Annotated in this window: 16 protein-coding genes and 1 tRNA gene; 14 read left to right on the top strand and 3 right to left on the bottom strand. The window is 64.2% G+C overall.

Going from position 1 to position 20,039, the window contains the following annotated elements; genetic code table 11:
- Positions 1–42: 42 nt before the first annotated feature.
- The 6 genes from gabT (at position 43) to ACQUSY_RS05115 (ending at position 8,144) form a co-directional block, all read left to right on the top strand.
- Positions 43–1,398 carry a 4-aminobutyrate--2-oxoglutarate transaminase gene (gene gabT, locus ACQUSY_RS05140; RefSeq protein WP_428903431.1) on the top strand — a complete coding sequence of 452 codons (1,356 nt, stop codon included), beginning with the start codon at positions 43–45 and terminating at the stop codon, positions 1,396–1,398.
- Positions 1,399–1,497: 99 nt separating this feature from the next.
- Complete coding sequence (locus ACQUSY_RS05135; RefSeq protein WP_428903430.1) at positions 1,498–2,859, top strand: flavin monoamine oxidase family protein; 1,362 nt, start codon at positions 1,498–1,500, stop codon at positions 2,857–2,859.
- The gene (locus tag ACQUSY_RS05130; RefSeq protein ID WP_428903429.1) at positions 2,856–3,728 is read left to right on the top strand and encodes a universal stress protein; all 873 of its coding nucleotides are present in this window, start codon (positions 2,856–2,858) and stop codon (positions 3,726–3,728) included. The genes ACQUSY_RS05135 and ACQUSY_RS05130 overlap by 4 nt, the downstream gene beginning before the upstream one ends.
- 1 nt (position 3,729) lies before the next feature.
- Positions 3,730–5,274, top strand: a complete 1,545-nt coding sequence (locus tag ACQUSY_RS05125) for an APC family permease (RefSeq protein WP_428903428.1) — start codon at positions 3,730–3,732, stop codon at positions 5,272–5,274.
- Positions 5,275–5,299: 25 nt separating this feature from the next.
- The gene (locus ACQUSY_RS05120) at positions 5,300–6,763 is read left to right on the top strand and encodes an NAD-dependent succinate-semialdehyde dehydrogenase (RefSeq protein ID WP_428903427.1); all 1,464 of its coding nucleotides are present in this window, start codon (positions 5,300–5,302) and stop codon (positions 6,761–6,763) included.
- Positions 6,764–6,779: 16 nt separating this feature from the next.
- On the top strand, positions 6,780–8,144 hold the full coding sequence (locus ACQUSY_RS05115) for an NAD-dependent succinate-semialdehyde dehydrogenase (RefSeq protein WP_428903426.1): 1,365 nt from the start codon (positions 6,780–6,782) through the stop codon (positions 8,142–8,144).
- Between the two features lie 210 nt (positions 8,145–8,354).
- Here the strand turns inward: ACQUSY_RS05115 and ACQUSY_RS05110 are convergent, their stop codons facing one another.
- Together ACQUSY_RS05110 and ACQUSY_RS05105 are read right to left on the bottom strand one after the other, a co-directional pair.
- The gene (locus ACQUSY_RS05110) at positions 8,355–11,144 is read right to left on the bottom strand and encodes a tetratricopeptide repeat protein (RefSeq protein WP_428903425.1); all 2,790 of its coding nucleotides are present in this window, start codon (positions 11,142–11,144) and stop codon (positions 8,355–8,357) included.
- Positions 11,141–12,988 carry an HSP90 family protein gene (locus ACQUSY_RS05105; protein WP_428903424.1) on the bottom strand — a complete coding sequence of 616 codons (1,848 nt, stop codon included), beginning with the start codon at positions 12,986–12,988 and terminating at the stop codon, positions 11,141–11,143. The genes ACQUSY_RS05110 and ACQUSY_RS05105 overlap by 4 nt, the downstream gene beginning before the upstream one ends.
- Positions 12,989–13,270: 282 nt before the next feature.
- Between ACQUSY_RS05105 and ACQUSY_RS05100 the strand changes: the two genes are divergently transcribed.
- The 5 genes from ACQUSY_RS05100 to rplA all read left to right on the top strand — a co-directional run bounded on the left by ACQUSY_RS05100 (position 13,271) and on the right by rplA (position 16,053).
- A tRNA-Trp gene (locus ACQUSY_RS05100) sits at positions 13,271–13,343 on the top strand.
- A 39-nt stretch (positions 13,344–13,382) separates the two neighbouring features.
- A complete protein-coding gene (secE, locus tag ACQUSY_RS05095) occupies positions 13,383–13,643 on the top strand; it encodes a preprotein translocase subunit SecE (RefSeq protein WP_428903423.1) in 261 nt (86 codons plus the stop codon).
- Between the two features lie 67 nt (positions 13,644–13,710).
- A complete protein-coding gene (gene nusG / locus ACQUSY_RS05090; protein ID WP_428903422.1) occupies positions 13,711–14,703 on the top strand; it encodes a transcription termination/antitermination protein NusG in 993 nt (330 codons plus the stop codon).
- Positions 14,704–14,921: 218 nt separating this feature from the next.
- Complete coding sequence (gene rplK, locus ACQUSY_RS05085; RefSeq protein ID WP_428903421.1) at positions 14,922–15,353, top strand: 50S ribosomal protein L11; 432 nt, start codon at positions 14,922–14,924, stop codon at positions 15,351–15,353.
- 10 nt (positions 15,354–15,363) lie between these two features.
- Positions 15,364–16,053, top strand: coding sequence for a 50S ribosomal protein L1 (gene rplA / locus ACQUSY_RS05080; RefSeq protein WP_428903420.1), 690 nt, complete (start codon positions 15,364–15,366; stop codon positions 16,051–16,053).
- Positions 16,054–16,118: 65 nt separating this feature from the next.
- On the opposite strand, the gene ACQUSY_RS05075 is transcribed toward rplA, so the two are convergent.
- Complete coding sequence (locus ACQUSY_RS05075) at positions 16,119–16,772, bottom strand: LysE/ArgO family amino acid transporter (protein ID WP_428903419.1); 654 nt, start codon at positions 16,770–16,772, stop codon at positions 16,119–16,121.
- A gap of 97 nt (positions 16,773–16,869) precedes the next feature.
- Between ACQUSY_RS05075 and ACQUSY_RS05070 the strand changes: the two genes are divergently transcribed.
- The 3 genes from ACQUSY_RS05070 (at position 16,870) to trxA (ending at position 19,999) form a co-directional block, all read left to right on the top strand.
- On the top strand, positions 16,870–17,757 hold the full coding sequence (locus ACQUSY_RS05070; protein WP_428903418.1) for a LysR family transcriptional regulator ArgP: 888 nt from the start codon (positions 16,870–16,872) through the stop codon (positions 17,755–17,757).
- A 95-nt stretch (positions 17,758–17,852) separates the two neighbouring features.
- Complete coding sequence (locus tag ACQUSY_RS05065; RefSeq protein WP_428903417.1) at positions 17,853–19,547, top strand: AMP-binding protein; 1,695 nt, start codon at positions 17,853–17,855, stop codon at positions 19,545–19,547.
- A gap of 68 nt (positions 19,548–19,615) precedes the next feature.
- Entirely contained in the window at positions 19,616–19,999 is a 384-nt protein-coding gene (trxA, locus tag ACQUSY_RS05060) for a thioredoxin (RefSeq protein WP_428903416.1), read from the top strand.
- Positions 20,000–20,039 lie beyond the last annotated feature (40 nt).

The raw sequence follows: 20,039 nt of genomic DNA, 5'->3' as shown, positions 1-20,039 counted from the left end.
CGGGATAGTGCGGTTCGATGGGGTTCGGCATACAGTCACGGTATGAGCACCATCGATGCAACAGTCCAGACCCCCGTCGGCGGACCGACTCTCCCGCAGGAGCGCCGCGTCGTCACCGCTATTCCCGGCCCGCGTTCGCAGGAACTGCTGGACCGCAAGGCTGCAGCCGTTCCCGCCGGTGTCGGCCACACTGTTCCGATCGCCGCAGTCGCAGCCGGCGGCGGAGTCGTCGTCGATGCTGACGGCAACTCGTTCATCGACCTCGGTGCCGGCATTGCTGTCACTACTGTCGGCAACGCGCACCCCAAGGTTGTCGCCGCCGTACAGGCACAGGTCGCGCAGTTCACCCACACGTGCTTCATGATTGCGCCGTACGAGGGTTACGTTGCCGTCGCGGAGAAGCTCAACGAACTCACCCCCGGCGACCACGAGAAGCGCACCGCGCTGTTCAACTCGGGCGCAGAAGCCGTCGAAAACGCGATCAAGATCGCTCGCAAGTTCACCGGTCGTCAGGCCGTCGTCGCCTTCGACCACGGCTACCACGGCCGCACCAACCTCACCATGGCACTGACCGCGAAGGCGATGCCGTACAAGAGCGGCTTCGGCCCGTTTGCTCCCGAGGTCTACCGCGCACCCGCGTCGTACCCGTTCCGCGATGGCCTGACCGGCCCGGAGGCCGCCGCCAAGACGATCTCGATGATTGAAAAGCAGATCGGCGCCGAGAACACTGCAGCCGTCATCATCGAACCTATTCAGGGTGAGGGTGGCTTCATTGTTCCGGCCGACGGCTACCTGCAGACGGTTGTTGACTGGTGCCGCGCGAACGGCATCGTCTTCATCGCTGACGAGGTGCAGACGGGCTTCGCCCGCACCGGTGCGTGGTTCGCCTCCGAAATCTTCGGTATCGTTCCTGACCTCATCACGACGGCCAAGGGCATCGCCGGCGGCCTCCCGCTCGCGGGCGTGACCGGTCGCGCCGACATCATGGACGCCTCGCACGGTGGCGGCCTCGGCGGCACCTACGGCGGCAACCCGATCGCGTGTGCTGCGGCGCTCGCCACGATCGAAGCCTACGAAGAAGACAATATGGCAGCCCGCGCCCGTGAGATCGGTGAAACCCTCATCGCTCGCTTCACGGCACTCGCCGAAACCGACAAGCGCATCGGCGACATCCGCGGTCACGGTGCCATGATCGGCATCGAGTTCGTTGACGAGAACGGTGCCCCCAACGCGGCGCTCACCGGCGCGATCGCCAAGCAGGCGATGAGCGAAGGTGTCATCGTGCTCACGTGCGGCACCTACGGAAACGTCATTCGCTTCTTGCCGCCGCTGTCGATCGACGACGCGCTGCTGAACGATGGCCTCGACGTCATCGCAGCAGCTCTCGCCGCTAACTAAAAAGCCACCGAGGATCCGTCAACTCGTGGGGAGGGGGCGGATCCTCGGCATATCGTGACCGGCCGCACAGGCGCCGGTGATTGCAAAGGAGCAACGTCTATGACTGATATCACTCGTGATGTCGTAATTATCGGCGCAGGACCGGCCGGAACCACCGCAGCGAACCAGCTCAAGAAGGCTGGGTTGTCGGTTGCGGTTCTTGAAGCACGCGACCGCGTTGGCGGCCGCACCTGGACCGACGTTATCGACGGTGCGATGTTGGAGATTGGCGGCCAGTGGGTTTCGCCCGACCAGGAAGCCCTCATCGAGACGATCGAAGAGCTGGGCCTGGAGACCTATTCCCGCTACCGCGATGGTGAGTCGGTTTACGTGGGCGCTGACGGCGTTGCCCGCCGCTACACCGGCGACATCTTCCCGGTTGCCGACGGCACGAAGGCAGCGATGCTCGCCCTCATCGACCAGCTCGACGCCCTCGTCGCCGAGGTCGACGCCGACCAGCCGTGGGCGCACCCCCAGGCCGAAGAGTACGACGAAATCACATTCGCTGACTGGCTCGCACAGCAGACCGATGACGTTGAGGCGCAAGACAATATTGCCCTCTTCATCGCGGGTGCCATGCTCACCAAGCCCGCGAAGGCCTTCTCGCTTCTGCAGGCACTGCTCATGGCCGCCAGCGCGGGGAGCTTCTCGAACCTCGTTGACGAAGACTTCATTCTCGACAAGCGCGTCGTCGGTGGCCTCCAGCAGGTCTCGATCCACCTCGCCGAGCGTCTCGGCGACGACGTCTTCCTGAACGCCCCCGTGCGCACCCTCGAGTGGGGCGACGACGGTGTTGTCGCTCACGCCGATGGCGACGTCACGGTGCGCGCCCGCTACGCGATCCTCGCGCACGCCCCCGTGCTTTACGAGCGCATCTCGTTTGTTCCGCCGCTCCCGCGCCGCCAGCACCAAATGCACCAGCACCTGTCGATGGGCTTCGTCATCAAGGTGCACGCCGTGTATGACCGTCCGTTCTGGCGCGAGCAGGGCCTGTCGGGCACCGCGTTCGGCCCGTACGAGCTGTCGCACGAGGCCTACGACAACACCAACCACGACGACCCGCGCGGCACCCTCGTCGGCTTTGTGAGCGACAAGAACGCCGACGGTGTGTTTGAGCTTTCGGCCGAAGAGCGCAAGGCGCGCATTCTCGAATCGCTTTCGCACTACTACGGTGAAGAAGCGAAGAACCCGGTCGTGTACTACGAATCCGACTGGGGCAGCGAAGAGTGGACCCGCGGCGCGTACGCGGCCAGCTTCGACTTCGGTGGTCTGCACCGCTACGGCAAGGACGTTCGCGCAGCCGTCGGCCCAATCAACTTCGCATGCTCCGATATCGCCGGCGCCGGTTACCAGCACGTCGACGGTGCGATCCGCATGGGCCGTCTGGTCGCTGACCAGATCATTGAAAAGGCACGCACATGACCCGCCCGATTGTCGTCGGCTACACCGCGACTCCGGCAGGCGCCGACGCGATCGCCGTCGCTTCGCGCTTGGCGGCGGCACTCAGCACGTCGCTCGAACTCATCATGGTGGCCCCGCTCACCGCCCGCGGCGGCGTGGTTCCGCCCCTCGACGGCTATACCGATCACATCCGCGAGCAGTCTCGGCAGTGGCTGCGTGAAGCGAGCGCATTCGTCCCCGAGGGAATCCCCACCGCGGCACACGTGCGCCCGGCCGAGTCGTTCGCCGAGGGGCTCTCGAATGCGGCGGCCGAATTCGGCGCCAGCCACATCGTGATTGGCGCGGCAAATAGCGGAACCTTTGGTCGCCACCGTCTCGGATCGGTCGCCAACGACCTGTTGCACTCGAGCGACGTTCCCGTCGTCCTGGCTCCCGCCGGATACGCCGGCGTCACCACCCCGATCACGCGCTTCACGGCGGCGCTGGGGGAGCGCATCGGCGCTGACGTGTTGCTCGACGAAGCAGTCGGCCTCGCGAAGGCGACGGGTGCTGAACTGCGCCTGCTGTCGCTCGTCGCGATCGATATGCCCGCAAGCCTCGACACGCAGGCCCTGCACCTTGCCGGCACGTCACACGCCGACGAAATTCTGCAGCAGGCGCAGCAGGCACTGCCCGCAGATGTCAAGACCGAGGCGATCATCGCGAGCGGCAGCAGCGTGGAAGATGCGGTCGCGCGCCTCGACTGGAGCGACGGCGAAGTCGTCATCGTTGGTTCCAGCCGACTCGCGCAGCCTCGCCGCCTCTTCCTTGGTTCCACCGCCAGCAAAATGCTGCGCGTTCTCCCCGTCCCGATGATCGTGGTTCCTCGAACCCGTAACGAAAGAAACTGACATGTCGAACACCCACAATGAGGTGGATCCGGTCACGACTGGGATTTCCCAGAAGGGATTGAGCACCGGAACCGTTGGCTTAATTGGTGCTGTTGTCGTTGGTATTTCCTGCATCGCGCCGGCATATACCTTCACCGCCGGTGTCGGCGGGGCGGCAACCTCCGTCGGCACACAGATTCCCGCGATTCTGCTGGTCGGCTTTATTCCGATGCTGCTGGTGGCGTTTGGCTACCGTGAGCTCAACCGCGTGATGCCAGACTCCGGAACCTCGTTCACGTGGGCTGCGCGTGCTTTCGGCCCGTGGGTGGGTTGGATGGCAGGGTGGGGCCTGATCGCTGCGACCGTGCTCGTGCTATCGAACCTCGCCGGTATTGCCGTTGATTTCTTGTTCCTACTGATCGCCCAGATCACGGGCAACAGCGCGATCGCCGATTTGACGCTCAACCCGTTGATCAACGTCGCGGTGTGTCTGGTGTTCGTCGCGGTCGCCGCCTGGATTTCGTACCGCGACATGCAGACGTCGCAGAAGCTGCAGTACTGGCTCGTGGGCTTCCAGCTGCTCGTACTCGTGGCCTTCTCGGTGACCGCGATCGTGCGGGCATCGCAGGGCGACGCGTACGACGCCACCCCGTTTGACTGGAGCTGGTTCAACCCGTTCGCCGTGCCCGACATGATGATGATCGTCGCCGGCCTCTCGGTCTCGATCTTCATGTTCTGGGGCTGGGATGTCACGCTCACGATGAACGAAGAAACGAAAGACCCGGAGCGCACGCCCGGCCGTGCCGCAGCGCTCACGATCGTGTCGATCATCATCGTGTACCTGCTCCTCACGATCGGCATGACGATGTTTGCCGGCATGGGTGAAGAGGGTCTCGGTCTCAAGAACGAAGACATCAGTGGCAACGTGTTCTTCTACCTGTCGGGTGAGATCTTCGGACCCCTCGCCTTCCTGGTGTCGCTTGCCGTGCTGACGTCCTCGGCATCATCGCTGCAGTCCACCATGGTGGGCCCGGCGCGTACGCTATTGGCTATGGGTCACTACGGCGCACTACCCAAGAAGTACGCACAGGTGACGCCGCGGTTCTTCACCCCGGGGTACGCCACGATTGCGTCGGCTGTTGCTGCCGGTGGCTTCTACGCCATCATGCGCTTCGTGAGCGAAGACGCCCTGTGGGACACGATCGCTGCCCTCGGCATCATGATCTGCTTCTACTACGGCGTGACCGCGTTCGCCTGCGTCTGGTACTTCCGTCACCAGTGGTTCGACTCCGTTCGCAACACCTTCTTTACCTTCCTGTTCCCGCTCATCGGTGGCATCATGCTCCTCGGCCTCTTCATCCTCTCCATGGGTGAAGCCTGGCGCGGCGAGCTCGGTAGCGATGCTGAGCTGCTCGGCATGAGCCTCGTGTTCGTGCTGGGAATGGGTGTCATTCTGCTGGGCGTCGTCATCATGATCATCCAGTACGTCCGCGCCCCGGACTTCTTCCGTGGCAAGACTCTGGACGTGTACGCACCGCCCAGCGAGCGCGCAAGCGTTCGTCGCTAACCCCCCAATCCGACAAGGAGAAATAATGAGCGACCGCGAAACTCAGTTGCTGGCAGGCGTCAAGTCTGGCTTGTACATCAACGGAGCGTGGGTAGAGTCCGAGTCGGGCGCGACCTTCGACGTGCGCGACCCCGCGACGAACAGCGTCATCGCCTCGATCGCTGACGCGACGCCCGCCGACGGTATCCGTGCCCTCGACGCCGCCGTGGCAGCACAAGACGCCTGGGCGGCAACCGCACCGCGTACCCGCAGCGACATTTTGCGCCGCGCTTTCGACCTGGTGCAGGAGCGCAAGGAAGATCTCGCGCTGTTGATGACCCTCGAAATGGGTAAGCCGCTCGGTGAAGCTCGCGGCGAAGTCAACTACGGCGGCGAGTTCCTCCGCTGGTTCAGTGAAGAAGCCGTGCGCATTGCGGGTCGCTACGGAACCAACCCCGAAGGCACCGGACACATGGTGGTTTCGCAGCGCCCGGTCGGCCCGTGCTTCTTCGTGACGCCGTGGAACTTCCCGTTCGCAATGGCAACCCGCAAGATCGCTCCGGCGCTCGCGGCGGGTTGCACTGTCGTCATCAAGCCACCGGCACTCACGCCGCTCACGACGATCTTCTTCACGCAGCTGCTGGAAGAAGCCGGTGTTCCCGCTGGTGTCGTCAACGTCGTGCAGACGTCGCGGTCGTCGGCGCTGTCGGCCCCGATCATCGCCGACCCGCGTCTGCGTAAGCTCTCCTTCACCGGCTCGACCGAAGTGGGCCGCAAGCTCATCGCTCAGGCCGCCGAGGGCGTGCTGCGCGTTTCGATGGAGCTCGGCGGCAACGCCCCGTTCGTCGTCTTCGAAGACGCCGACCTCGACAAGGCTGTGACCGGTGCGATGGCGGCGAAGTTCCGCAACATTGGCCAGGCCTGCACTGCGGCCAACCGTTTCATCGTGCACTCCTCGGTCAAGGACGAGTTCGCTCGTCGCGTCACCGAAAAGGTCAACGCCATGAAGATCGGTCGCGGCACCGAAGAGGGCGTCGAGATCGGCCCGCTCATCGATGACGACGCCGTCGCCAAGGCAAACGAGCTCGTGCAGGATGCCGTGACGCGCGGTGCCACTGTCACCACCGGAGGCAAGGTTGTTGTCGGCGACGGCTCGTTCTACGAGCCCACCGTCCTCACCGACGTTGCTGATGGTTCCGCCATTCTCCGTGAGGAGATCTTCGGACCGGTGCTGGCGATCGCCACCTTCGACACCGAAGACGAAGCCGTGCGCCTCGCGAACAACACCGAGTATGGCCTGGTGTCGTACGTCTTCACCGAAGACCTCGCTCGCGGACACCGCATGATTGACGCCCTGGAGACCGGCATGATGGGTCTCAACGTTGGTGTCGTTTCGAACGCTGCCGCCCCGTTTGGTGGCGTCAAGCAGTCGGGTGTCGGCCGCGAAGGCGGCCTTGAGGGCATCCACGAATACCTGTCGACGAAGTACACGCTGATCCCCGTCAGCTGATCTGAAAGGACCAGAGATGAGTGACTACACCGTCATCAACCCGGCAACCGGTGAGACCGTTGCCAGCTACCCCGTCGCCACGGACGCAGAGATTGAGAGCGCCGTTACGCTCAGCCACTCCGCGTACACCGGGTGGTCGCGCGCTTCGACCGTGACTGAGCGTGCGGCGCTACTGCGCCGTGTCGCAGAGTTGCACCGCGAGCGTCGCGACGAGCTCGCCGACATCATCGTGCGTGAAATGGGTAAGACCCGCGAAGGCGGTCTCGGTGAGGTGGACTTTGCCGCCGACATCATCGAGTACTACGCCGATAACGCGGAGAAGTTCACGGCAGACCAGCCGATCGACATTCTGGGCGAGGGTACGGCCGTTGTCCGCCGTGCGCCGCTCGGCGTGCTGCTCGGCATCATGCCGTGGAACTTCCCGTACTACCAGGTTGCTCGCTTCGCAGCGCCGAACATTGTCAACGGCAACACGATCATCCTCAAGCACGCATCGCAGTGCCCGGAGTCGGCAGCGGCGATCGAGAAAATCTTCCTCGACGCAGGCTTCCCGGCCGGTGCCTACGTCAACGTGTACGCGACGAACGAGCAGGCAGCGACGATCATCGCCGACCCGCGCGTGCAGGGCGTCTCGCTGACCGGATCGGAGCGTGCAGGTGCGGCTGTTGCCGAGGTCGCTGGCCGTCACCTCAAGAAGGTGGCGCTCGAGCTCGGTGGCTCTGACCCGTTCATCGTGCTCTCGACCGACGACCTCGATGCTGTCGCGCAGATGGCAACCGATGCGCGTCTGGACAACACCGGCCAGTCGTGCAACGGCGCGAAGCGCTTCATCGTTGTCGACGAGCTGTACGACGAGTTCCTCGAAAAGTTCACCGCGAAGATGGCTGCCGCCACCGTTGGTGACCCGCTCGAAGAAGACACCGTGCTCGGCCCGCTGTCGTCCCTCATCGCGGCTGAGCGACTCCAGGAGCAGATCGACACGGCTGTTTCGCAGGGTGCGCGCGTTGTGACCGGCGGTAAGCGTGACGGCGCGTTCTTCGAACCGACCGTCCTGACCGATGTCACGAGTGACATGAACGTGTACGGCGAAGAGCTCTTCGGGCCGGCCGGTGTCGTGTACCGCGTCGCCGACGAGAACGAGGCCGTCGCTCTCGCGAACGACACCACATTCGGCCTCGGCTCGTACGTCTTCACGACCGACCCGGAGCAGGCCGACCGCGTCGCCAACAAGATGGACGCGGGCATGGTCTACGTCAACATCGTGCTGGCTGACTCGCCCGAACTGCCCTTCGGAGGCGTGAAGCGCTCCGGCACCGCCCGCGAAATGGGTTCGCTCGCGACGGAAGAGTTCGTCAACAAGAAGCTCATCCGCGTCGCTTAACGCGCATACGCAAGCAAGAAGCGGGGCGGAACCACATGGTTCCGCCCCGCTTCTTTGTGCGCTTGGTGCGGAGCCGTTGGCGGATGCGCCCGAACGGGCCCCTTCGCGCAGAGTTATGCATCAAGAAAATACGTTAAGCCGCACAAAATCGGCCGGCCGCTCAGGAATGACGGGCATCAGTGTTGCATAACGCCGGGCTCGCGCCCGCGACTACTCGTCGAGCGCGGTGCGTACCTCGGCGGCTTCGCCGTGGCGGCCGAGCGTCGTCAGGAGGTTGCCGAGTTCGAGTGCTGCGACCTGGTGCACCGGGGTGCCGGTGATCGGGCGTGCGAGCAGGGTGCGGTAGATGCTGATGGCGGCGTCCAGGCGATCGGAACCAGCAAGCACGCGAGCGGCGAAGAGTTCGGCTCCGCCAGCGGATTGGGCATCGTCTTCGGCGTCGTAGCTGTCGGCGGCGCGCAGCGCCATCGCGATCGCGTCATCGAGCTGACCCATCGCACCCAGCGCACGGGCGCGGGAGTCGGTGACATCAGCGATCAGCCACGGGGCGTTGTTGTCGCGAGCGAGCTGCTCGGTTTCGTCGAGCACCGCGAGGGCACGCTCATCACCAACAGCCCCGAGCGTCTGCGCGAGCAGGTGCAGTGAGCGGCTGAGCAGCACGACGTTGTCGGGCTCGTGACGGGCCAGGTCAATGGCTTGCTCGAGCAACGCCACTGATTCTTCGGTCTCGCCAAACTGGCCGAGAATGCGGCCCTGCATCGACAGCGCGTGAGCGCGGCCGGCCAGGCTTTCGGCCTGCTCGAACAGATCGGCGGCGTAGCCCCACGCACCGACGGCGTTGCCGTACTGCTCGTCAACCTCGAACGCTTCGGCGAGGAGCGCCACCGTTTCGGCACGGCTCGCGGCCGGGGCATCCGCCGCGGCCTCCTCTTCGTGAACGGCTGAGAGCAGTTCGGCTGCTTCGCCAGCGTTGCCTGCGGAAAGGAGCGCGCGCGCAAGGCGGAACCGCACGGCGGCCGTGTCGTCGCCGTCACGCTCGACCTGACGAAGCGTCACGCGGTAGCGGGTCGCGGCTTCGCTGGGCATGCCGGCGTCTTCGTACATCGCGCCCGCCAGAACCGAGACGCGAGCAGCGCCCCACGTCGCACCGATCAGCGCGATGAGACGCGACGCCTCATCAGCGTCGGCCGCGCCCTCGACGAACTCACCTTCGCCGCCACGAATACGGCCGCGAATCTCGAGCAATGACGCCCGCTGGCCCTGGGAGGCCGCGGGCATCTCGAGGCCCTGATCGGCCGCCGTGCGAGCCACGGCTGCGTCACCGGCGATGCCGGCGTAGAACGCGACGTTGGCGAGCGCATCAACGATGTCTTCGGCGTCTCCGTGAATCACAAAGGCTTCAAGCGACAGCTGCGCCATGTCGAGCGCCTCCTGCACCTTGCCGTCGCGCAAGTACGCACTCGCGATACCGCTCAGCGTGACGGCGCGAACGCCGGGAGACACGGCGGCCTCGGCCGCCTGCATCATGCGCGGAACCGACGCTTCGCCCTCGACGCCGAACAGTGTGAGCCCGAGGTCGTCGATGAGACGAGCGAGTTCTTCGTGGCCGTCGGCGCGACTGGCCGCAGCGTATGCCGCGAGGTGCGGGGCGGTGTCATCCTGTCGGTCCGAAGCCAACAGTGCACCCACCATGAGGCCGTGCAGATCGGCCGCGTGCTTCGGATCGTTGTCATCGAGCGCCGCCTGTAGCGCGGCGAGCGCGCCCGCGGCGTCGCCCCAGTCGCTCAGCTCGATCGCGCGGGTGAAGCGCTCCGCTGCAGTCTGCGGAACCAGGGCTACCGGCTCGGGAGTGAAGGCTTCAGAGAGAATGGGCACATCAAAGCGCGACTCAGCCACGCGTTTATCGCGAGCCAGCGCATCGGCGAAAGCCGTGGTTCCGTTGCGCGCATCGAAGCGTGCACCAATCTCTGCGGCCCGTGCCCACACGACCGGTGCGAGTTCGGCGGCTGTCCATGCGCCATCGTGCTCGCCGAAGAATCGCACGAGTTCGGCGGCATCCGTGCCGCGAACGACGCTCGTGCCGTGGCCGGAGCGCGTGACGGCGTCGAGGGCGATGCCGAAGGCACGGAGCGCCCGGGCGTGCCCGGCGACGTTGAGGGCATCGTGGGCGAGCCAGCGCACGTGGCGCTCAACCATGGCGAGAGCGCGAGCCTCGTTGCCGGTGATCGCGGCGAACACGATGTTGGTGGCAACCATGCCGAGGTTGTCGGCGTTGTCGCGAGCGAGACGGTAGCTGCGCAAGTGTGCGCGTTTGGCATCGGCGAACCGGCCGGCACGCAGGAAGGGGAGGAGGGAGCGGGCGAGCGCGTGCTCGGGTTCTTCACCGCAGCCGAAGCCGCCCTCGATCATTTCTTCAACGAGGCGGATGGCGTCGTCATCGCGGTCGGTATCGGCAAAGTAGCCGACGAGCTGGCTGCGTCCACACGCATCACAGTGGCTGTGGTCGTCGCGCGGCGTTGCTTCGAGCACGAGGCGACGTTCTTCGGCCTCAGCGAGACGGCCAGAACCCCACGCATCTTCGAAGCGGGCCATCGCGACGGCGCTGAGGCCGAGGCCCTCGGCGCGGAAGTGCGCCTCCATGTCGTCCAGCACCGCTTGAATCTGCTCAGTGCTGAACTCGGGGCTCGCGCGCAGGGTGGAGGCCATCCACTTGAAGTGCCACATCAGGTCGGCGCCGCCGTTGCCGATGTCGGAGGGGAAGCGCGTGGGGTCAGCATCGTGCTTCGCGAGGCACCACGCGAATGAACTCAGCAACAGGGTGGTGTCGCCGCCCTGATTGGCCGATGACGTCTGGCGCATGCGGGCACGGTACTCGAGCTCTTCGTCGCCGATCTCAACGGCCATCGCCACGGCGCGCGCGGTGAGTTCACGCTCTTCAGCACCCCACGGCGTGTGGTCGATCTGCTGGAACAGGGCGGTAATGTCGTCGGCCGTGGTCATGCGTTGCCGTTCTCAAGAGGCGGGAGGAAATCGGGCTCAATTTCGCCCGCAGAAAGCGCGATGAGGTCTGCGAGCGCGGTCGTCATGAGGGCGCGGTCGCGCTCAGACAGTGGACGGTGACCGGCCAGGAGCGCCTGCACGTACAGCAGCTGCACGGTGCGGGAGAAGACCGCGTCATCGGTCACGCGGGTGAGCGTGCGCACGGTCTTGTTGCCCCAGTTCAGGCACAGGCGGGCCGACAGATCGGTGTCGTCAGGCCGCATCGACGACGTGATCTCATCGAGCTTGCCCAGCACACCAGACCACAGCGACCCGGAAATGCCTTGGGCGCGCGTGCGATCGATTTTGCGCAGCACTTCGGGGTCGGCAACGTAAAGCGCCGGCAGGCTCTGGCGGTCGAGCGTGCGCACGATGACCGTGGTGTCGACATCGGCGAGCACGGCCGACGCGCGAGCTTCGAGGGCGACCGTGGTGTCGCGGTCGTCCAGTGGCGGCGGGTCGAGGCGCTCGAATTCGCTGACCACGTCGACGCGCTCGACAAGAACGGCGGGGTAGAGCGTCGGCAACATACGCACGATGTCAGCGTCGTACAGGTATCCGCCATTGACGAGCACGGTCGACGCGTCAGAAATACTCGCGACCTGGTGATATTCGTCGACGGTCTCGGCGTAGCGCACGCGTCCGAAGCGCTGCACGAGATCGCCAATCGTGAGGCGGCCGTGCGTGGTTTCGACGGTCAGCCACCGCACGATGAACTGCGCGAGCTCCTCGTCGTGGCGAACAAGCGACTTCAGCGAAACCTCGTGAATCGCGACGAACTGTTGCAGGCGGTGCGGCTGCGTGAGGCCGAGATCGAGCACCCAGCGGCGAATCGCCTGACCGAATGCTTCGCGGGTCTCTTCAAGAGCGTCATCTTCCACGAGCGATTCGCGGCTCGCGGTGGGGTGCATGCCGGTTGAATCCACGACCGCGCGCACGAAGAACGCCCACTCGGGCAGTAGGTCAGGGATGCGCTCACCCAACAGCATGCGGTTGAGGTAGACACGGCTGGTCTGACGCGCGCTCGGCGGTGGCATAAACGGCAACACGTACCCGATGCCGCGGGAGCCGGTTCCGGGCGCCGACAGATCAATCAGGTCAAACGGCTGCGTGCCCAGCAGCGTGGCTCCGTACTCCAGCGCCTTTTCGGGGTGTGAAGCGACGTCGAGAAACGGCGGCTCGTGGTTGACGACGTCATCGCCGCCGCCGGGTAGGTCAATCGCGATGCGGTAGGGGAGAAACTCGCCAAACGTCTCCGTCAGCCGGCGAACGGTCGCCGAGCGCAGCAGCTCATCTTGCCCCGCGCGCGGTGTGAGATGCACGCTCGTGCCGACCGGCAATGGTTCCGCCAACTCCCGCACGGTGAACGTGCCGTCTGTCTTGCCGATCCATTCGACGGCGGCGGCGCCCGTGGCGCTCTGCGAGCGAATCACAATCTCGTCGGCCACCATGAAGCAGCTGAGCAGGCCAATGCCGAACTGGCCAAGAAAATCCTGCCGGGGCAGGTCAAAAATGTCGCGCTTCGAGCTGCGGCCGACCGTGGCGAGCAATTCGGCCACCTCATCGGCGGTGAGGCCAATGCCGTCATCGCGCAACACGAATTCGTCAGACGCGGGGCCGATCGGCGTGATGCGAATCGAACCACCGTTGCCATCGAGATCGCGACGCGCCGTAATCGCATCGCGAGCATTTTGCAGGAGTTCTCGCAGGTAGACACGTGGGCTGGAGTAAATGTGCCGACTCAGCAGGTCGACAACGCCTCGCAGGTCTACCTGAAACTGTTGCGGGGACGAGGTCACATGCACTCCCAAAATCGCGCTCTCATCTGAACTTCGACTCTACGCGGCGTGCCGCATTCACGCGAAACGACGCGGGTCTTGTGCACAACGAGGGGAGGGGCGCGATGGCGGAACCATTCCTGTGGTTCGTGACGGCTGGTTCCGGTTTCGACGCGCGCGGGATTCCGGGTTGGTTCGCCGACGCTTCTGGCATGCCGTATGCTTGGGGATGCAGTTGAAATCTGCATTCTTTTGCCATGCCTGTCATGGTGAAGAAGGTAGGTTTCACCTCGAGGCCGCAAGGCCTCTAGGGCGGTAGCTCAACTGGCAGAGCAGCGGTCTCCAAAACCGCAGGTTGCAGGTTCGATTCCTGTCCGCCCTGCGCGTCAGCGCACGCTGGCTCACGAAAGGTACATTCACGATGGTTGATGACGCTTCGCGCGGCGAGCTCGCGGCGAACGGTGCAGTAGCAGCGAAGAAGATGAACGTCTTCGCGCGTATTGCGCTGTTTTTCCGTCAGGTGATCGCCGAGCTTCGCAAAGTCGTCACGCCGACACGCAAAGAACTCGTCAAGTTCACCGCGGTTGTTCTCGGCTTCGTCGTCGTCATGATGGCCTTGGTGTTTGGCCTCGACACGCTGTTCCTGGCGATGGCCAACGTCGTCTTCGGAGTGCCATCCTGACGCACGGTTCGCTTCGCGAACCAATTGGCGGAAGGGGTTCCGCCAATCATCGACGAAAGAGATTCCAGTGACTGAACGTATTCACGACGACGCCGACTGGGCGCCCGCGGCAGAGCAGTCCAGCGAGGATGACCAGGCTCAAGAGGGCAACGTCCTCGCATCAGACGAGCACGCTAGCGACGCCGCAGAGACGGCCGCTATGCACATCGTCGACGACGAAGACGCTGACGACGACAGCGACCTCGACGACATTGACATCAACGACCCGGAGGCTGACGCAATCGTGAACGACGCGCTCGACATTAACGAGACGGCTGAAGCGGAAGCCGCTGCCGAGGTTCTCACCGACGCACTCGCCGAAGAAGTAGCCGAGCAGGCCGCCGAGGCCGCTGACGAGGTCACCCCATACGACGGCCCCGAGGATGGCGACGAAGACGCTGACCCGTACGAGGCTTTCCGTCTGGAACTGCGCACGCTGCCCGGCAAATGGTACGTCATCCACTCGTACGCTGGCTTCGAGCGCAAGGTTAAGGCCAACATCGAGCAGCGTAAGTCGACTCTTGAGGTAGAAGAAGACATCTACCAGATCGAGGTCCCCATGGAGGACGTCGTCGAGATCAAGAATGGCCAGCGCAAGATGGTCACCCGCGTTCGCATCCCGGGCTACGTGCTCGTGCGTATGGAACTGAACGAAGACACCTGGTCGGTTGTTCGCCACACGCCTGGCGTCACCGGCTTTGTGGGCAACGCTCACAACCCGACGCCGCTGCGCTTCGAAGAGGCCTTCAACATGCTGAAGTCGCTCGTCGAGGTCAAGGATGTTCAGCTCGCCAAGGCTGCCGGCAAGAACGGCGTTGCCGCTCCGGTTCGCTCGGTTGCTGCTGAGGTTGACTTCGAGGTTGGCGAGACGATCACGATCAAGGAGGGCTCGTTCGCTGGCCTTCCCGGTACGATCTCCGAGATCAAGCCTGAGAGCGGCAAGCTCACGGTTCTGGTTTCGCTCTTCGAGCGTGAGACCCCGGTCGAACTGTCGTTCGACCAGGTCACCAAGATGATCTAAGACTTTTACTTGTGAAAGGCCCCGGTTTGCCGGGGCCTTTTGCGTCGATGAGCCACGTGCCCGCAAAGTGACGGCGTGGGTCGTGAGCAGGGTACCGAATGAGGTAGACTTGTGTGGTTTGTGCGCCGCATTCGTGCGCGTGTAAGCAACCGCGTTCCGGAACGGCCGGAAGTGCGGGAGAACGAAGCGAGAGTTTCGTTCGAAGAAAGGAAAAGGAAATGGCACCTAAGAAGAAGGTGACCGGCCTGATCAAGCTTCAGATCAACGCTGGTGCAGCCAACCCGGCTCCGCCGATTGGTCCCGCTCTGGGTCAGCACGGCGTGAACATCATGGAGTTCTGCAAGGCCTACAACGCAGCGACCGAGTCGCAGCGCGGAAACGTGATCCCTGTTGAGATCACCGTTTACGAAGACCGTAGCTTCACGTTCATCCTGAAGACGCCGCCGGCAGCTGAGCTCATCAAGAAGGCAGCTGGTGTTGCCAAGGGTTCGTCGACGCCGCACACCGTCAAGGTTGCAAAGATCTCCGCAGACCAGGTCCGCGCGATCGCTGAGCAGAAGATGGCCGACCTGAACGCGATCGACATCGATGCTGCATCGAAGATCATCGCTGGTACCGCTCGCTCCATGGGCATCACGGTAGAGGGCTAAGGGGAACATCATGGCTACGAAGTCCAAGGCATTTAAGGCCGCTGCTGCCAAGATCGAAGAAGGCAAGTTCTACACGCCCACCGAGGCTGTTGCACTGGCCAAGGAGACCGGCTCAGCAAAGTTCGACTCGACTGTTGAGGTTGCTCTCAAGCTCGCAGTTGACCCCCGTAAGGCAGACCAGATGGTCCGCGGTACGGTTATGCTTCCGCACGGCACCGGTAAGACGTCGCGCGTGATCGTTTTCGCAACGGGCCCGGCAGCAGAAGCAGCAATCGCTGCTGGCGCTGACGAGGTCGGTGGCGCAGAGCTCATCGAGAAGGTTGCTGGCGGCTGGACCGCATTCGACGCAGCTGTCTCGACCCCTGAGCTCATGGGCCAGGTCGGTCGTCTCGGTAAGGTACTTGGTCCGCGTGGCCTCATGCCGAACCCGAAGACCGGCACCGTTACCCCGAACACCGCTAAGGCTGTTGAAGAGATCAAGGGCGGAAAGATCGAGTTCCGCGTTGACAAGCACGCAAACGTGCACTTCATCGTTGGCAAGGCATCGTTCACCGCTGAGCAGCTCGACGACAACGTCAAGGCAGCTCTCGAGGAGATCGTTCGCCTGAAGCCCGCGAGCTCGAAGGGTCGCTACATCCAGAAGGGTGCTGTGTCGACCACGTTCGGCCCGGGCATCCCGCTCGATGTAAACGCGATCTAATTCGCTTTACACAAACGGCTCTCACCTTCGGGTGGGAGCCGTTTGTTGTTGTATCGTGCGCAGAGCTACCCACCGAACGCGAGGATCGCGGCGATGACCAGCATGAAGACCGCGATCACGATGTCGAGAATGCGCCACGAGCGCGCACTGCTCAAGAACCGCCCCAGATACCGCGCGCCATAGGCGAGAGCGAAGAACCACACAAAGCTGCCGGTGAACGCCCCGATCGCGAACAGCCAGCGTCCGTCGCCCTGCGTCTGCGCGACCGACCCCAAGAACACGATCGTGTCGAGGTACACGTGTGGGTTGAGCCACGTGATTGCCAGCGTCGCCAGCACGACGGCAGTCAGCGATTTCTTGGCTGTCACCGTGGTTCCGGAACCATGAGCGGCCGTCGCAACGGAAGGTGCCGCGTCCGGGGTGGCAACAAGCCCCGTTTCGGCTGGCTTGAGAGCGCGGCGGAGCGCCAGGATTGCGTAGGTTACGAGAAATACCACACCGCCCCACCGTGCGATAACGATGAGCCAAGGCGCGGCTTGCAACGCGACACCCACCCCGGCGACGCCGAGCAGAATCAGGACCGCATCGGAGACTGCGCACAGCAGTGCCACTGTGAAGACATGCTCGCGGCGGACGCCCTGTCGTAGCACGAAGGCGTTTTGGGCGCCGATCGCGATGATGAGGGAGAGCCCGATTCCGAGGCCAACGAAGAACGACATGTGATTCAGTGTGGAACCATGTCTCGAAAACTTCCAATAGTGAAACCTTTATGAGCATTAGCATTGCTTATAGTTCACCGTTGAAGGGAGAGGGGCCATGAGGATTCCGCCGGAGCACGCGCTCACCCTCGCCGCCGTCATCGATGAGGGAACGATGGAGGGCGCGGCGATCGCGCTCGGCATTAGCCAGCCTGCGGTGAGTCAACGTATTCGCGCGCTCGAATCACTGACGGGGCAGGTCATGCTGGTGCGGTCACGCCCCGTGCGCGCAACCGACGCGGGGGAGGCTGTCGTACGCTTCGCCCGCCAACTCGCACACCTCGAACGCGACGCCGTGGCGGCGCTCGGTATGGGCAACGAAACCGCGCGCACGAGCCTGCCCATCGCTGTGAACTCCGATTCGCTCAGCACGTGGATGCTCCCGCCACTCGTCGCCCTCGCCGAGCACCTTCCCGTCACCTTCGACCTGCATCGTGACGATCAAGACTTCACAGAACGGCTGCTCGAACAGGGCGTCGTCGTTGCCGCCGTCACCAGCCGTGCCGTTCCCATCGCCGGCTGCCGCGTGGTTCCGCTCGGCTCCATGCGGTATACGCCGATCGCTACCACCGCCTTCCGCGACCGCTGGTTTGCCGGTGGCGTCACGAACGAAGCACTCGAGCGGGCGCCGCTTGTCGACTTTGACCGCCGCGATGATCTGCAGACGCGGTGGCTCGTCGCCCGTGGCATTGACCCGGCGAAGCCGCCGCGGCACCGTGTACCGGCATCGAGCGACTTCGCCGACGCGATTCGTATGGGCCTCGGCTGGGGGCAGCTGCTCCCGTTTCAGATGGACGATGGCATAGCCGCGGGCCGACTGCACCCCCTCGATGACTCTCACGTCGAGGTTCCGCTGTATTGGCAACAGTGGAACATGCGCTCCGACCTTCTCGACGCCGTCGCCGACGCGGTGCTCGAGCACGCCCGCGCCGTGCTCGAGCAATAACCGACACCCCTGTCTTTCGGCCTGGGCGACACCGGTCGGCGGGCATAGGCTGGTGCCACCCACTGGCGACCCCGAACCGCCGGGGTGGAGGAAGAATGACGAACGCGACAACGGCGTACCGCGAGGCACGCGATCAGCTCCTGGCTCTGCGCGGCGAGCCCGAACGGGCAAACGCAGAGTTCTCCTTCCCCGACGTCGGTGAGTACTTCAACTGGGGCATCGACTGGTTCGATGCGATCGCACGTGGCAACGACAAGACCGCGCTGATTATCGCGGCCGAAGGTGTGCCCGACGAAAAGTACACGTTTGACGAGTTGGCGCGGCGCTCCGATGAGATGGTCGCGTACCTCGCGAAGCTGGGCATCGGCAAGGGCGACTCGGTCATCCTGATGCTGAACAACCAGATCGAGCTGTGGACCACGATGCTCGGCGTTATCAAGCTCGGCGGCGTCGTCATGCCGACCGCCACAGCCGCTGGCCCGACTGACCTCGCTGACCGCGTCGACCGCGGCCAGGCCCGCGCCGTCATCTGCAACGACGAGGACGCAGCAAAGTTTGACGAGGTTCCGGGCGACTACCTCCGCCTCTGCACGACGCCGCGCGACGGCTGGCTCAGCCTCAGCGACGCACACGCGGAGCCCGCGCCCGCCGCCGAGCACCCGCAAACCACCCCGAGTGACCGCCTGCTGTTGTACTTCACCTCCGGTACGACGCAGCGCCCGAAGCTCGTTGAGCACACGCAAGCCTCATACCCGATCGGGCACCTCTCGACGATGTACTGGCTGGGCGTGCAGCCCGGCGACGTGCACCTCAACGTGTCATCGCCCGGCTGGGGCAAGCACGCGTGGTCATCGTTCTTCACGCCGTGGATCGCCGAGGCCACGATTCTCGCCTACAACTACAACCGCTTTGAGGCGGCTGAATTCTTGCAGCAGTTGCGAGAACAGCACGTGACGTCGCTGTGCGCGCCGCCGACGGTGTGGCGTCTGCTGATTAAGGCAGACCTCGGAACCAAGCCGCAGGCGCTGCGGGAAGCCATCGGTGCGGGGGAGCCGCTGAACCCCGAAGTGATCGCACAGGTGCAGCGGGCCTGGGGCCTGCCGATCCGCGATGGCTACGGCATGACCGAAACCACCGCGCAGGTCGGCAACACTCCGGGCCGCCCGGTGAAGCCCGGCTCGATGGGCATGCCGCTGCCTGGCGTGCCCTCGGTGCTCGTTGATCCGGAGACCAACGAGATCGTTGTCGGCGTGGGCGAGGGGGAGCTGTGTCTCGACCTGTCGCAGAAGCCGCTCGCGCTCATGACCGAATACATCGGCGACCCCGAGAAGACGGCCGAAGCGTGCCGCGACGGCTTCTTCCACACCGGTGACATTGCGTCGAGAGACGCTGACGGCATCGTGAGCTACGTCGGCCGCACCGATGACGTGTTTAAAGCGTCCGACTACAAGATCAGCCCGTTTGAAGTCGAATCCGTGTTGCTGGAGCACCCGGCCGTCGCAGAATCAGCCGTGGTTCCGGCCCCTGATCCTGACCGCCATGCGGTGCCGAAGGCGTTCGTCGCGCTCGCCGCCGGATGGGAGCCGACTGAAGAGACCGCCGTCGCCATCTTGCGGTACGCGCGCGAACACCTGCAGCCGTGGCAACGCGTGCGCCGCGTCGAGTTCGCCGAGCTCCCGAAGACGATTTCGGGCAAGATTCGTCGTGCCGAACTGCGCGCGCGTGAGCGCGAACGGTTCGCAGAGGGACGCACAGGCGACGAGTTCCGCGACGACGCGTTGCGCGGCTGAGCCGCTGGAACGATTGTGCTGAGACCGAACACCGCCCCTACTCAGGTGGTGCCAGGTACCGTTGAAGTATGGCTACACGTGACTTGACCATGGCCGACTTCGAATCGACCATCACTGACAACGACATTGTTCTTGTCGACTTCTGGGCATCGTGGTGCGGTCCGTGCCGCATGTTTGCCCCGATTTACGACCAGGCTTCGACGACGCACGCCGACGTTGTGTTCGGCAAGGTTGACACCGAGGCTGAGCAGCAGCTCGCCGGCGCCTTCCAGATCACGTCTATTCCGACGCTGATGGCGTTCCGTGACAACATCTTGGTGTTCTCGCAGCCCGGTGCACTCCCGGCTGAGGGCCTCGAGCAGGTCATCACTGCTGTGAAGGGCCTCGACATGGATGACGTTCGTCGCCAGATTGCCGAGCAGCAGGCTTCGCAGGAGAACGCTCAGGCGTAAAACTCGCACCTAACGTCAAAGGGATCACCCGCTCATTCGA

Source organism: Microbacterium daqui (assembly GCF_050408675.1).
Taxonomy (GTDB): domain Bacteria; phylum Actinomycetota; class Actinomycetes; order Actinomycetales; family Microbacteriaceae; genus Microbacterium.
This window is presented reverse-complemented; position numbering and strand designations above follow the sequence as displayed.

Coding starts and splice junctions, on each gene's coding strand:
- ACQUSY_RS05120 (WP_428903427.1), top strand. CDS start 5,300: ATGAGCGACCGCGAAACTCAGTTGCTGGCAGGCGTCAAGTCTGGCTTG.
- gabT (WP_428903431.1), top strand. CDS start 43: ATGAGCACCATCGATGCAACAGTCCAGACCCCCGTCGGCGGACCGACT.
- ACQUSY_RS05135 (WP_428903430.1), top strand. CDS start 1,498: ATGACTGATATCACTCGTGATGTCGTAATTATCGGCGCAGGACCGGCC.
- ACQUSY_RS05065 (WP_428903417.1), top strand. CDS start 17,853: ATGACGAACGCGACAACGGCGTACCGCGAGGCACGCGATCAGCTCCTG.
- trxA (WP_428903416.1), top strand. CDS start 19,616: ATGGCTACACGTGACTTGACCATGGCCGACTTCGAATCGACCATCACT.
- ACQUSY_RS05110 (WP_428903425.1), bottom strand. CDS start 11,144: ATGACCACGGCCGACGACATTACCGCCCTGTTCCAGCAGATCGACCAC.
- ACQUSY_RS05130 (WP_428903429.1), top strand. CDS start 2,856: ATGACCCGCCCGATTGTCGTCGGCTACACCGCGACTCCGGCAGGCGCC.
- secE (WP_428903423.1), top strand. CDS start 13,383: ATGGTTGATGACGCTTCGCGCGGCGAGCTCGCGGCGAACGGTGCAGTA.
- rplA (WP_428903420.1), top strand. CDS start 15,364: ATGGCTACGAAGTCCAAGGCATTTAAGGCCGCTGCTGCCAAGATCGAA.
- ACQUSY_RS05115 (WP_428903426.1), top strand. CDS start 6,780: ATGAGTGACTACACCGTCATCAACCCGGCAACCGGTGAGACCGTTGCC.
- ACQUSY_RS05125 (WP_428903428.1), top strand. CDS start 3,730: ATGTCGAACACCCACAATGAGGTGGATCCGGTCACGACTGGGATTTCC.
- ACQUSY_RS05070 (WP_428903418.1), top strand. CDS start 16,870: ATGAGGATTCCGCCGGAGCACGCGCTCACCCTCGCCGCCGTCATCGAT.
- rplK (WP_428903421.1), top strand. CDS start 14,922: ATGGCACCTAAGAAGAAGGTGACCGGCCTGATCAAGCTTCAGATCAAC.
- ACQUSY_RS05075 (WP_428903419.1), bottom strand. CDS start 16,772: ATGTCGTTCTTCGTTGGCCTCGGAATCGGGCTCTCCCTCATCATCGCG.